The organism is Pseudophaeobacter sp., from assembly GCF_039971195.1.
GTDB lineage: Bacteria > Pseudomonadota > Alphaproteobacteria > Rhodobacterales > Rhodobacteraceae > Pseudophaeobacter.
In genome coordinates this window covers 1-11,723 of sequence record NZ_JBDWPJ010000028.1, presented here as the reverse complement: position 1 = coordinate 11,723, position 11,723 = coordinate 1, and the positions used below count along the sequence as shown (strand labels likewise).

Sequence of the window (11,723 nt, the reverse complement as noted above, 5' to 3'; positions counted from 1 at the left end):
AACATGGGCGGGGAAACCTGAAGGTGTCGCCCAATAAGAAAAGTATAGAATGAATTGCGCGCATGATGCACGCTAAAGTTTAGCATTGCGCGATTCTTCGCCCTTATAGGTGGGGCGGCGTGGTCGGCTGTGCCAGGCCTGTTGTGCCTGGGCTGCTATGCAAGGGCGCTGGGAGTGGTGGCCGAGCTGGCCAACAGGGAGCGAAAGCGCAGGGTCCCAAAAATGACAAACCCCCGAGCCCAGGGCGCGGGGGTCATCAACTATGTGTCCAGAAGATCTGGCAGCCAAAAGGCCGATAGAAGGGTGCTTAAAGCATACCTTCGCGCTGTGCTTTCTTACGTGCCAGTTTACGGGCACGGCGGATCGCTTCAGCTTTCTCGCGCGCTTTTTTCTCGGACGGTTTCTCGAAATGTTGCTTGAGCTTCATTTCGCGGAAGACGCCTTCACGCTGCAGCTTTTTCTTCAGAGCGCGGAGCGCCTGATCGACATTGTTGTCACGAACACTAACCTGCATGTGGTTTTCACCACCTTTCTAGATAGAGTTGCAAGGATTTGCAGGAAGTGGCCATATAGCAAAGCTCCTGTTTGTTGTCTAGTACTGTGATAGTAAGGCGCGACTCCCCATGTATGCGCGGGAGACGGATCATTTTCATATCGGGAGACCCCCATGAGCAGCCAGACAGATCAGACAGATTCGGGCAGCAGTGACCTTGCGGGTCAGTTGCTGGATGCGGCGCTGAACCATGTGGTGTTTGATGGCTGGTCCGAGGCGACATTTGCAGCGGCGATTGCCGATTGTGACGCCAACCCGGTGCTGGCAAGGGCGATTTACCCGCGCGATGCTGTGGATCTGGCCCTAGCCTATCACCGGCGCGGCGATCGCGCGATGTTGGCGCGGTTGGCAGAGACCGATCTGTCAGAGCTGCGGTTTCGCGACCGGATTGCCGCCATGGTGCGCTACCGGTTAGAGGTCGCCGAAGACAAAGAAGCCGTGCGCCGTGGGGTAACGTTTTTTGCGCTGCCACATCACGCGGCGGATGGCGCCAAGGCGGTTTGGGGCACCTGCGATTCGATCTGGACCGCCTTGGGGGACAGCTCCGATGATCTCAATTGGTACAGCAAGCGCACCATCCTTTCGGGTGTCTATTCCTCAACCCTGCTCTATTGGCTCGGCGATGACAGTCCGGGCCACGAGGCGACTTGGGCCTTTCTGGATCGCCGCATCGACAATGTGATGCAGTTTGAAAAGGTCAAGGCTGACCTGCGCAAGAACTCTCTGCTCAAGCCTTTGCTGGCGGGGCCAGAATGGTTGTCGTCGCAGATCAAGCGCCCTGCCGAGCGGGATGATCTGCCGGGATCTCTGACCCCTCGGCGGTGACTTGGTAGACCTCAAAGAAACCTGCCAGCCAGACCAGTGAGTTGTCTTGTCCTCGGCCAGGGGGCGTTTCGGCTCTGGCCGGAGGTGATGTTGGGACTGAGGCCAGGTTAAAAAGCATCACAAGTTCGCAGGGCAGCCGCTTGCTGATGGTTTACAGTCAGGGCGAATCATGACAAGTTTGCTTTTCATTTAGAAAAGGAAGCTGTGCATGTCTGCCTCTGTTCCATCCCAGGCCGCGATGGCCATCGCCATACTCTTAATGGGAGCCTTTCTCGCCGTTGTGGATATTCCCTACATTCTGCGTGTCTGCCTGTCGCTTTTGTTCATTGCTTGGGGCGGTTGGATGGTCATCTCTACTCTTCGGAGCCGGGACGAACTCCATGCCGCAAGCACAAGATTCAGTCTTGCCCTGGCGGCAGGCATCGGCACGCCTCTCTCATTGATCCTCGTTATGCTTATGACCTTTGCCCCTGGAGCCAGGAATGCGATTTCTGACCTGGCATCGTTGGGGGCTGACGGATCGGATCTGGCCATAACGGGTTTTGGTCTGGGGGTTACCTTCACCCTGTTTTTGCAATGTAGTATATTGCTTTTGGGCCAGGCGCTGTGGTGGATGTCCAAAAGATGAACTTGCTAAGTTTCTGAGGCGACGATGAAGAACACCATTCGCGTTTTACGCGCCGAGCACCGTTGGACCCAAGAAGAGCTTGGCAAAAGACTTGGCGTGTCGAGAAATTCTGTAAATGCAATTGAAAACGGGAAATATGACCCGTCGCTGCCTCTGGCCTTCCGGGTTGCGCGGCTGTTTGGCAAGTCCGTCGAGGAGGTCTTTCAAGACGATGAAGAACAAGCCGACTAGCTAGGAAAGTCTTGCGTCGTGGAGTTCGCACTAGGGCATTTGTTAAACGGAGACTAGAGGCGCCAGACTGCGGCGCCTTTGCTATTTGCGCGCCTTAGGTCAGGTGATAGGCAGAGAGCAGAGATCAGGAGGACAAATTCCGATGACAGAGATGATGCGTGCGGTGGAGATCAGTCAGCCCGGCGGGCCAGAGGTTTTGACTCTGACCCAACGCCCAATGCCAGTGCCAGAACATGGCCAGGTGGTGCTCAAAGTGGCCTATGCCGGGGTCAATCGCCCGGATGCGCTGCAACGGGCCGGGGCTTACAACCCGCCCCCCGGTGCCAGCGACCTGCCAGGGCTGGAGGCCGCAGGCGAAGTGGTTGCCCTGGGCGCTGGTGTCGCTGGACTGGAAATCGGTGATCGGGTCTGCGCCCTGCTGCCTGGTGGTGGCTACGCTGAATATGTCGCGACCCCGGCGGCCCATTGCCTGCCCATTCCGGCAGGCATGAGCCTTAAGCAAGCAGCCTGCCTGCCAGAGACATGTTTCACCGTCTGGTCCAATGTCTTCACCCGGGGTGGGCTGGAAGCGGGCGAGCGCTTCTTGGTGCATGGCGGGTCCTCCGGGATCGGCACAACTGCAATTCAGCTGGCCACAGCGCTGGGCGCACGGGTCTTCACCACTGCGGGCTCGGATGAGAAATGCCAGGCCTGCCTGGATCTCGGGGCCGAGCGGGCGATCAACTACAAGAGCGAGGATTTTGTTGAGGTGCTGCGGGCTGAAGGCGGCGCCAACCTGATCCTCGACATGGTTGGGGGCGATTATATCCCCCGCAATATCAAAGCCCTCGCCGATGATGGAAGGATGGTGCATATCGCCTTCCTGTCAGGCCCCAAGGCCGAGTTGAACTTTGCCCAGATCATGGCGCGCCGCCTGACAGTCACCGGCTCAACCCTGCGCCCGCAAAGCGATCTGGCCAAATCACGTATTGCGCAGGATCTGTTTGAGGTGGTCTGGCCGCTGATCGAGGCAGGTAAACTCTCGCCGGTGATGGACAGCGAGTTCCCGTTGGAAGAGGCCGCAGCCGCCCATGCCCGGATGGAGAGCTCGGGCCATATCGGCAAGATCGTTCTGAAGGTCGCAGGCGAGCCTGGCTGAACTACCCGCCAGGGGCGAAGATGAGAACGGCGCGCCTTGGCCTCAGGGCGCGCCGTTTGGTTTTTCGTCGGTCTCATGATTCTATGGGCCGCTCGCCGGGCTATCGCACCGGGGTGAATACCGCGTCTTTGAGCGAACAATCCTTGACCACATCGCGGCCACAGGGCACCGGCTGCATGTCTTTGGATAGGCACAGGCGCACTTCCTGGATGTGATGATCGCGGCAGGTCACCGTGACGCTGTCGGCGTCAAAACCGGGGTTTTCCTGTAAAAACGCCTGTTCCACCAGGCTGGCAGGCAGGGTCACGCTGCGCTCCAGTTTGCGAAAGATCGTTGGACGGGTGACACTGTCATAGGCTTGGCGCGACAGGTCAAGGTATTGGGAGGCGCTGAGGCCAGAGCAGGTGCCGTGTTTCTTCCACTGATGCCAGGCCAGACCGGGAGTTCCCATGATATCAGCCATTTCGGCTGTATCACTGCGCCGAGGCGGTGCGGTGGGTGTGAGGCAATAGCTGGGCCAGCCGCGATGAAACTGCGGCCAGAGCCCATGCAGGGTCCAGCCGTGGTCATGGCGCGGGTCGCATTGATCTGATCCCTTGGCATCGCCTTCGATCTCGCACCAATTGGGCGACCAGCTGAGCGCCAGAACGTAGTAGTCAAACTCTCCGGCCACCTCTCCATCTGCCCGGGCGGCAGCGGAAGACAGTCCGGTGAAGGCCAAAATGGCTGCAAACAAGAACCTGCGCATCGCCTCTTTCCTTATGAAATCAGCGCGACTATATAGGAGTGAAGTTCCCCGACAATGGAAACCGACCCCAAATCACCGGGGCAGCCTAATTCAGGCGGCGGGAAAGTTGTATTTCGGGGCAGGATGTAGGCTTAGGAGATGAGCAGATGGCAAAACCATTGATGGCCAAGGCCACCGCAGTGTGGCTGGTGGACAATACAACGATCAGCTTCAAGCAGATCGCGGATTTTGTCGGCATGCACGAGTTGGAAATTCAGGGCATTGCCGATGGCGATGTGGCCACCGGCGTTAAAGGCTTTGACCCGGTCACCAACAACCAGTTGACCCAGGAAGAGATCGATCAGGCCGAGGCCAACCCGCTGTACAAGCTGAAGCTCAAATTCAACGCCGCAGCTGCTGGCGAAGAAAAGCGCCGTGGCCCGCGCTATACGCCCCTATCCAAGCGTCAGGACCGGCCTAATTCGATCCTCTGGCTGGTGAAGTTCCACCCCGAATTGTCGGATGGCCAGATCGCCAAGCTGGTGGGCACCACCAAGCCGACGATCCAGTCGATCCGCGAGCGCACCCATTGGAACATCTCCAATATGCAGCCGATTGACCCGGTTGCCCTGGGCCTGTGTAAGCAGTCTGAGCTGGACTCGATCGTGCAAAAGGCTGCCGCCAAAAAGGCTGCTGAGGGCGGCGTGATGAGCGACGACGAGCGCCGCAAGCTGGTCTCTACCGAGCAGTCGCTGGGTATGGATGCAGAGCCCAAGATCCCTGCCGGCATCGAAGGTCTCGAAGGCTTCACCCTGGGTGGTGGCGCTGCTGAACGTCTTTCGGCTGATCCGGTTGCCGATGCGGATAGTTTCTTCAACCTGCCCGACGCGGATGACGCGGACGAGGAAGAGGATAACTCGGACGATCCACGCGGCTGATCCGCCGGGCTTTCAGCCTCGTTTGGAATTTGAAAGGTCATGTCCGCAGGGGCATGGCCTTTTTTCTTGGCGCGGGATCACAGCAGACCTGAGGTTTTATGTACCCGAAACAATGATCTCTTTGTTTTTGCTGTGACGCGCTCCTAGGCTGGAACGGAAAACAGCAAGGCGAACAACAGGAGAGCCCGATGAACCAATATGCAGGCCTGCGTCAGAGTAAAGGGCGTAATCAGCCGATCTGTGATCTGCGCAGCGATACGGTGACCCGCCCGGATGCGGGGATGATAGCGGCGATTGCGGCTGCGGAACTTGGCGATGATGTCTACGGCGAAGACCCGGCGGTGAACCGCCTCGAAGCCTCGCTGGCCGAGCGGTTGGGCAAGGAGGCAGGTCTGTTCCTCCCCACGGGCACCCAGAGCAATCTGGTTGGTCTGCTGGCCCATTGTGGGCGCGGTGAAGAAATCCTGGTGGGTGTTGATTACCACGTCAACAAGTATGAGGCGGCGGGGGCCTCTGTGCTGGGGGGCATCGCGCTGTGCCCTCTGGACATCGATGCGGACGGCGGGCTTAGCCACGATGCGATCAGCGCGGCGGTCAAACCCGATGACAGCCACATGGCGATCAGCCGCCTGCTCTCCCTGGAAAACACCCACAATGGGCAGGCGATTTCACTGGCCCGGACCAAGGCCTCGGCAGATGCGGCGCGGGCATCCGGACTTGCGGTGCATCTGGACGGCGCCCGGTTTTTCAATGGCATCACAGCGCTGGGCTGCGAGCCCCAGGATCTGGCGCAGATCCCTGACAGTATTTCGATCTGCCTGTCCAAAGGTCTGGGCACACCGGCGGGCTCGGTTCTGGTGGGGCCAAAAGATCTGATCGCCAAGGCGCGGCGCTGGCGCAAGATGCTGGGCGGCGGCATGCGTCAGTCCGGACTTCTGGCTGCTGCCGGGCTCTATGCGCTGGATCACAATGTGGCGCGCCTGGCGGAGGATCACCAGCGGGCTGCGGCCCTGGCCGCAACCCTCGGCGCCTTTGGGGCCGGGGAGGTCACTCAGGCCAGCAATATGGTGTTTTTCACCCCTGGGGATGGTCGAAATGCTGCACTGCAGGCGCATTTGGCTGAGAGTGACGTGGTGATTGGGGCGGGGGAGAGCGGTCCGATCCGTATGGTTCTGCACCGCGATGTCAGCGATGCCGGGTTGGATTTGGTCACCCAGGCCCTGCAGCGTTTCTACGGCTGAGAAGCCCGCCGCGCTGCAAGCCCTGGCTCACCGGGCCCGGGCTATAACCCCTTGCGGGCCTTGAGGGCGGCAATGATGGTACCATCATCCAGGTAATCCAGCTCGCCGCCTATAGGCACGCCCTGCGCGAGGGTGGTGAGCTGCACCTGACCCTCCAGCTGGTCGGCAATGTAATGGGCTGTGGTCTGACCGTCGATGGTGGCATTGAGCGCCAGAATGACCTCGCGCACGCCCTCGGTAGCGACCCGGTCAACCAGTCGGGGGATATGCAGATCTTCGGGACCAATGGCATCCAGTGCCGACAGGGTGCCGCCGAGCACATGGTAGCGCCCTTTGAACACTGCCGCCCGCTCCATCGCCCAAAGGTCCGAGACGGTTTCAACCACGCAGATCTCGCCATTGCCGCGCTCATCGTTGGTGCAGATGCCGCAGATGTCAGCAGTGCCGACATTGCCGCAGTTGAGGCATTCGCGCGCGGTAGCGGCCACCTGGCTTAGGCTTTCGGCCAGCGGCGTGAGCAGCAATGCCCGTTTGCGGATGAGATGCAGCACCGCCCGCCGCGCCGACCTCGGCCCCATGCCGGGCAGTTTTGCCATCAGGGCAATCAAATGCTCGATATCAGAGGTGCTGTCGTCGGTCATATCTGTGCGGTCCTTTGTTCTGCTCGCATATAGGCGCAAAGCGGCGGGGCGCTGCAAGGGGGGCAGGTAGAAAAGGACCGCCGTGGCGCAGATAGCCTGGCCAAGTTCGACAAGGGGCCGGGAGCTGGACGTGGACTGGCTGGAAGCGGGCAGGAAACAGCAGGTGCTGGTCTAGCTGGCCTACTGACCTAGAGGCTGCTCTCGCCTTTCGAATCAATGAATTGCGGGCGTTTTTCCTACTGAAACCCTTTGTGGTGGCGGCGCGGGTTTCCATTCCACAAGCGGATCACCGCGTAAAACTTGCGTGTCACTGGCGTGCGATCATAGTCAAAACCGTCCGATTTGAAGCCGTTGCGGTGGGGGGGATAAGCCGCCTAAATAATTGATAAAAATCCGCATTTTCACCCGACCCTGCCGTACACGCTCAAAACGTGTTCTACGAGGCCCCTTCACCCCTTCACCTATATTCACCCTTGAATAAAAACCCGCCGCCGCGCATATAGGCAGGGCTAACGTTTTTCTTTTTCGACCCACTGTCTCCCGTTTACGGCGTTCAGTCTTTCGATCCAGACCTACCACGCCGGGCTGTCGCACCAACGCGGGCAGCAAATTACAGGAGATTACGGACATGGCTTCAGGCACCGTAAAATGGTTTAACTCGACCAAAGGCTTCGGCTTCATCGCACCCGATGGCGGCAGCAAAGACGTATTTGTTCACATTTCTGCCGTTGAGCGTTCCGGTCTGACCGGTCTGGCCGACAACCAGAAAGTGACTTTCGACATCGAACCCGGCCGCGACGGTCGTGAGTCCGCTGTGAACCTCGAACTGGCCTAAGCCTTTTTCGAGTGAGAGTTAAAGACGCGGTCTCCTTGGTGGAGGCCGCGTTTTTTGTTGGCTCGCCCCTTACGCTCTGACCGGGCCCTGCTGTTGGAAGGGCATTTGACCAGGATCGGGTTATAAGGGTGAGAGTTCTCTGCCTACGCCTTCGAGCAATCTCCTGCCTTGCGGCTCCTGCTACTGCATCAGTGAATAGAACGCATCTCGGCGATTTGCCTTGCGGGTAGAGTGGCTATTAAGCCGTCTCACAAAGTCACCGCGTCCGATCCGAAGGGGGAAGCAAAGCTCCCGCCCCGTGGGGGCGGTTCGGGCGCTGCCAAAGCGATGCTATGGCAATTGGTGAAGCCCTCTAATGACGTCGACATTTGAAGACTCGTTAAGCGGACGAAGCACCAGTTCGCCAGAGTTGCGCTAAAATCCGCTTTCAGATTTTGGGGTCAAACAAACCGCCCTCTAGGTTTTCATGACCCCACTGCATTATTCCCAACAGGACCGGTTCAAAGCTACGGCCTTCGTCAGTCAGGTGATATTCATAGCGGGCGGGATTCTCCTGATACAGAGTGCGTTGAACCAATCCCCATGAGGTCAAGCGTTGGAGCCGCTCCGCAAGAGTGTTGCTTGGCATACGTTCCTCGCTTTCTTGCAGGGCTTTGAATGTATGCCTGCCGTGCCACATCAAATCCCGAACGACCAATAACGTCCATTTGTCTCCTACGATTTCCAATGCTCGCGCAATTGAGCATCGCGAACGAAAGGTATGGTTTTTGGGGCCATCGTACAAAAGTGTTGGCATCGAGTGTCCTCGGAGATGCGTGGCTTGCAAAAAGCAAGTTAACATATTAGTTGTGACTTGCAAAATTGAAGTAACTTCGGTGCCTTTCACTAACAAGAGATCAAAATGACCAACGGTTCAAAGATTTACGCTTCGATTCTGAACCGCATAGGTCGAACGCCCTTGGTTGAACTAGACGGAATAAGACCAAAAGGGTGCGCACGAATTTTGTTGAAGGTCGAAGCAGAAAACCCAACTGGTAGCATGAAAGACCGTATGGCCCTTGCAATGATCGAGGCGGCAGAGGGCGATGGACGGCTCAGACCGGGTGGTCACGTGGTGGAGTATACGGGCGGCAGCACAGGCGTATCGCTTGCCATGATCTGCGCCACCAAGGGATATACCCTAAGCATCGTGACCTCAGATGCGTTCAGTCTGGAAAAAAGAAACCACATGGCAGCTTTGGGGGCCGACTTGACCATTGTTCCATCAGACAATGGAAAGATGGACGAGGCTCTTACACGCAACATGGTTGAAGCTGCGCGGATGATCACCGAAGAAACTGGCGGCTTCTGGACCAACCAACTTTCCAATGCAGATCAAATTTCAGCCTACCATCGCATGGGTGACGAAATCTGGGAGCAGACAGGCGGGACGCTCGACGCCTTTGTTGCAATGACAGGGACAGCCGCTTGCAGTCGCGGCAATTCGGAAGCGCTACACCGCCATAGCGCTGCGATCCATTGTGTCGCTGTTGAGCCCTCTGAATCACCCGTTTTCTCATTGGGACGGTCGGGGGCGCATAAGATTGAGGGGACAGGTGCCGGTTTTGTCGTGCCGCTCTGGGATGAAACGCTGGTTGATGAGATTGCGACAGTATCAACGCAGGAAGCCATTGCGATGTGCCGCAAGCTCGCGGCGTCAGAGGGCATTTTTGGCGGAACATCGACAGGAGGCAATGTGGCGACTGCAATCAAGCTCGGCATGAAGCTCGGCCGTGACGCAACAATCGTGACGATCATGTGTGATAGCGGCGTCAAATACCTATCGACAGCAGTGTACGCCACAGGTGCGGAGAATGCCCGCACCTGAGACGGATCAAAGGGCAAAGGAAAAAACATGAGCGATACACCCAAAATAATCAGCCCAGAATACGGCGGCTCCGGCGAAGGGCATTGGCTAACACATTGGGAAGCAAGTTCGAGCGACTACGACCGGATTACACCGAAGAGTTTTGACAGACCTGATTTGTACGATTGGCTTGATGCTCTGGAAAACACAGTGGCGATTCAGTCAAGCGCTCCGATCCTAGTTGCACACAGCCTCGGCTGTTTGCTTGTGGCAGAGTATCTACACCGTTCCAAAGCGAACGCCGCAGGGGTATCAATGGTCGCTGTGCCAAACCCCGATGGACCAAATTCCCAATAGATGAAGCGCCAGATTTCGCCGATTTTTCCCGCGACTTGTTAGGCTCAGGCCTCCTAACCAGCATATGACGGTTGCGGCGAGAGCGATGGCAGACAGGAACACCTTGGGGCATCTGTCATAGCGGGTTGCCACGCGCCGCCAGTCTTTCAAGCGGCCAAACATGATCTCAATCACGGCCCGGAAGTGCATTGCGCAGCACTGTCACGAGAGGGGCGATTGCGGCGTTTGTATCGACGTTTGTCATTTTTGACGGCCTTGCCGCGTGATTTTCGTCCTGGGATGCAGGGCGCCATTTCCCCATAATTACAAGGGTTTCACGGAGCCAATCCGCATCATAGCCACGATCCCCAGGCAGCCTGTCGGCTGCTGGCAGGCTACTCACAAGAGCTCTCGCCCCGGTGTCGTCGCCTACGTGACCGACGGTCGTGAAGAACCAGATGGGCCGCCCGGCCGTGTCAGTCACAGCATGCAGCTTTGTGTTCATACCGCCTTTGGTACGCCCGATCAGCCCTCCGCGCGCCCCTTTTTGGGTGACAGGCTGGAAGCTGTCCGGTGGGCCTAGAGGTAAGTCGCGTCGATTGAAATCGTTTTGTGGTCAGGCGCTTCAGCGGCAAGCCCTTCCATGATCCGGGCAAAAACACCCAATTCGTTCCACCGCTTCCAATGAGTATAAAGCGTCTTGGGTGGACCATGCACCTTTGGAGTATCGGGCCAACGTAAGCCGTTGCGAATGATGAAGATAATCCCACTCAAAACCCGCCGATCACCGACGCGTGGCACACTGTAGCTCTTCGGAAAACAGGGCCGAAGCCGTGCCATTTGATCTCCGTTCAGCCAGTAAAGATTACTCATATAACCCCGCCGTTTGGGAGCTTGAATCACGTCGAACTGACAACCTCAATCAGATTAACAGGTCCTGAGCCCAGCCAATCATCCGGCTGAATTGCAGAGCACAGAATACGTCGAGGCTCTCTTGTCATCATTGAAAGGTGCGTTGGCGTCTCCCAAACGAAACGAACATCAAGTAATCTCTGCTTCAGAGGTCAAGGTTCGAGAGATTTTTGCGGTCAAGACAAAACAATTCCATTTCCGAATGCCAAGTTGCGCTTCGACAACTGGAACAGGCACGAAGTAAGCCGAGTGATCGAGGGAGCAGGGCATGCTGTGACATACACATATATCTCCGAAATTTTTGCGGAGGCAGATGGTTTCCTATGAATGAGTCCGATACCCGTCAGTTTTGACTGTCTTTGTTTTTGGGCGCTACATTCTGTTTGGGTGAGATCAAAATGACAAGTCCAAGAGGCATAGAATGCCTGACAGCAAGAAAAAGACGCCAGCCCCCAACCGATAGCTTCGGAACGGGGCTGGTTTGGTAGTATGCGCAAGAACGGGTCAGCCGCAGGCGCTGCTTTGATGGCCCATAAGCCGTCAGTCGCCTTTAGAAGGGCAGCTGGATATCCTTGGGCAGGCCCATGCTCTCGGTCAGCTTGCCCATTTCTTCCTGGGCCTTCAGGGTCGCCTTGGTCTGGGCGTCTTTGATCGCGGCGAGGATCAGGTCCTCGACAACTTCCTTGTCATCACCGGAAAAGATCGACGGATCAATGTCGAGCTCTTTCAGCTCACCCTTGGCCGAGGCTGTGGCCTTAACCAGGCCAGCACCGGCTTCGCCAACCACCATGACATTGTGCAGCTCTTCCTGCATCTCCGCCATTTTGGACTGCAGTTCCTGTGCCGATTTCATCATCTTGGCCATGTCGCCA

General features: G+C 57.4%; 14 protein-coding genes and 1 pseudogene. 9 read left to right on the top strand and 6 right to left on the bottom strand.

The window, feature by feature from the left end; genetic code table 11:
- Positions 1–307: 307 nt before the first annotated feature.
- A complete protein-coding gene (gene rpsU / locus ABJP42_RS01965) occupies positions 308–514 on the bottom strand; it encodes a 30S ribosomal protein S21 (protein WP_008207378.1) in 207 nt (68 codons plus the stop codon).
- A 153-nt stretch (positions 515–667) separates the two neighbouring features.
- Here rpsU and ABJP42_RS01960 point away from each other — a divergent pair, with 153 nt between their 5' ends.
- The 4 genes from ABJP42_RS01960 to ABJP42_RS01945 all read left to right on the top strand — a co-directional run bounded on the left by ABJP42_RS01960 (position 668) and on the right by ABJP42_RS01945 (position 3,375).
- Positions 668–1,378, top strand: a complete 711-nt coding sequence (locus ABJP42_RS01960) for a COQ9 family protein (RefSeq protein ID WP_348338219.1) — start codon at positions 668–670, stop codon at positions 1,376–1,378.
- A 208-nt stretch (positions 1,379–1,586) separates the two neighbouring features.
- Positions 1,587–2,006, top strand: coding sequence for a hypothetical protein (locus ABJP42_RS01955; RefSeq protein WP_348338218.1), 420 nt, complete (start codon positions 1,587–1,589; stop codon positions 2,004–2,006).
- A 24-nt stretch (positions 2,007–2,030) separates the two neighbouring features.
- Entirely contained in the window at positions 2,031–2,237 is a 207-nt protein-coding gene (locus ABJP42_RS01950; RefSeq protein ID WP_348338217.1) for a helix-turn-helix transcriptional regulator, read from the top strand.
- Positions 2,238–2,379: 142 nt separating this feature from the next.
- Complete coding sequence (locus ABJP42_RS01945) at positions 2,380–3,375, top strand: NAD(P)H-quinone oxidoreductase (protein ID WP_348338216.1); 996 nt, start codon at positions 2,380–2,382, stop codon at positions 3,373–3,375.
- A 100-nt stretch (positions 3,376–3,475) separates the two neighbouring features.
- Here the strand turns inward: ABJP42_RS01945 and ABJP42_RS01940 are convergent, their stop codons facing one another.
- Positions 3,476–4,123 carry a ribonuclease T2 family protein gene (locus tag ABJP42_RS01940; protein ID WP_348338215.1) on the bottom strand — a complete coding sequence of 216 codons (648 nt, stop codon included), beginning with the start codon at positions 4,121–4,123 and terminating at the stop codon, positions 3,476–3,478.
- A 146-nt stretch (positions 4,124–4,269) separates the two neighbouring features.
- On the opposite strand from ABJP42_RS01940, the gene ABJP42_RS01935 reads away from it, so the two are divergent.
- Positions 4,270–5,040, top strand: coding sequence for a DUF1013 domain-containing protein (locus tag ABJP42_RS01935; RefSeq protein ID WP_348338214.1), 771 nt, complete (start codon positions 4,270–4,272; stop codon positions 5,038–5,040).
- Positions 5,041–5,228: 188 nt separating this feature from the next.
- Positions 5,229–6,281, top strand: a complete 1,053-nt coding sequence (ltaE, locus tag ABJP42_RS01930) for a low-specificity L-threonine aldolase (RefSeq protein WP_348338213.1) — start codon at positions 5,229–5,231, stop codon at positions 6,279–6,281.
- 41 nt (positions 6,282–6,322) lie between these two features.
- Here ltaE and recR read toward each other — a convergent pair whose 3' ends face one another.
- Positions 6,323–6,922 carry a recombination mediator RecR gene (gene recR, locus ABJP42_RS01925; protein ID WP_348338212.1) on the bottom strand — a complete coding sequence of 200 codons (600 nt, stop codon included), beginning with the start codon at positions 6,920–6,922 and terminating at the stop codon, positions 6,323–6,325.
- A 628-nt stretch (positions 6,923–7,550) separates the two neighbouring features.
- Here recR and ABJP42_RS01920 point away from each other — a divergent pair.
- Positions 7,551–7,757, top strand: a complete 207-nt coding sequence (locus tag ABJP42_RS01920; RefSeq protein ID WP_009809887.1) for a cold-shock protein — start codon at positions 7,551–7,553, stop codon at positions 7,755–7,757.
- A 427-nt stretch (positions 7,758–8,184) separates the two neighbouring features.
- On the opposite strand, the gene ABJP42_RS01915 is transcribed toward ABJP42_RS01920, so the two are convergent.
- The gene (locus ABJP42_RS01915; protein ID WP_348338211.1) at positions 8,185–8,553 is read right to left on the bottom strand and encodes a winged helix-turn-helix transcriptional regulator; all 369 of its coding nucleotides are present in this window, start codon (positions 8,551–8,553) and stop codon (positions 8,185–8,187) included.
- Positions 8,554–8,658: 105 nt separating this feature from the next.
- Here ABJP42_RS01915 and ABJP42_RS01910 point away from each other — a divergent pair, with 105 nt between their 5' ends.
- A complete protein-coding gene (locus ABJP42_RS01910; RefSeq protein ID WP_348338210.1) occupies positions 8,659–9,624 on the top strand; it encodes a PLP-dependent cysteine synthase family protein in 966 nt (321 codons plus the stop codon).
- Positions 9,625–9,651: 27 nt separating this feature from the next.
- Entirely contained in the window at positions 9,652–9,960 is a 309-nt protein-coding gene (locus tag ABJP42_RS01905; RefSeq protein WP_348338209.1) for an RBBP9/YdeN family alpha/beta hydrolase, read from the top strand.
- 54 nt (positions 9,961–10,014) lie between these two features.
- Here the strand turns inward: ABJP42_RS01905 and ABJP42_RS01900 are convergent.
- Positions 10,015–10,812: pseudogene (locus tag ABJP42_RS01900) on the bottom strand (IS5 family transposase); the annotation flags it as partial.
- A gap of 589 nt (positions 10,813–11,401) precedes the next feature.
- The coding region (locus tag ABJP42_RS01895; RefSeq protein ID WP_348338208.1) for a YbaB/EbfC family nucleoid-associated protein at positions 11,402–11,723 on the bottom strand (322 nt) is incomplete at its 5' end.

Coding starts and splice junctions, on each gene's coding strand:
- rpsU (WP_008207378.1), bottom strand. CDS start 514: ATGCAGGTTAGTGTTCGTGACAACAATGTCGATCAGGCGCTCCGCGCT.
- ABJP42_RS01960 (WP_348338219.1), top strand. CDS start 668: ATGAGCAGCCAGACAGATCAGACAGATTCGGGCAGCAGTGACCTTGCG.
- ABJP42_RS01955 (WP_348338218.1), top strand. CDS start 1,587: ATGTCTGCCTCTGTTCCATCCCAGGCCGCGATGGCCATCGCCATACTC.
- ABJP42_RS01950 (WP_348338217.1), top strand. CDS start 2,031: ATGAAGAACACCATTCGCGTTTTACGCGCCGAGCACCGTTGGACCCAA.
- ABJP42_RS01945 (WP_348338216.1), top strand. CDS start 2,380: ATGACAGAGATGATGCGTGCGGTGGAGATCAGTCAGCCCGGCGGGCCA.
- ABJP42_RS01940 (WP_348338215.1), bottom strand. CDS start 4,123: ATGCGCAGGTTCTTGTTTGCAGCCATTTTGGCCTTCACCGGACTGTCT.
- ABJP42_RS01935 (WP_348338214.1), top strand. CDS start 4,270: ATGGCAAAACCATTGATGGCCAAGGCCACCGCAGTGTGGCTGGTGGAC.
- ltaE (WP_348338213.1), top strand. CDS start 5,229: ATGAACCAATATGCAGGCCTGCGTCAGAGTAAAGGGCGTAATCAGCCG.
- recR (WP_348338212.1), bottom strand. CDS start 6,922: ATGACCGACGACAGCACCTCTGATATCGAGCATTTGATTGCCCTGATG.
- ABJP42_RS01920 (WP_009809887.1), top strand. CDS start 7,551: ATGGCTTCAGGCACCGTAAAATGGTTTAACTCGACCAAAGGCTTCGGC.
- ABJP42_RS01915 (WP_348338211.1), bottom strand. CDS start 8,553: ATGCCAACACTTTTGTACGATGGCCCCAAAAACCATACCTTTCGTTCG.
- ABJP42_RS01910 (WP_348338210.1), top strand. CDS start 8,659: ATGACCAACGGTTCAAAGATTTACGCTTCGATTCTGAACCGCATAGGT.
- ABJP42_RS01905 (WP_348338209.1), top strand. CDS start 9,652: ATGAGCGATACACCCAAAATAATCAGCCCAGAATACGGCGGCTCCGGC.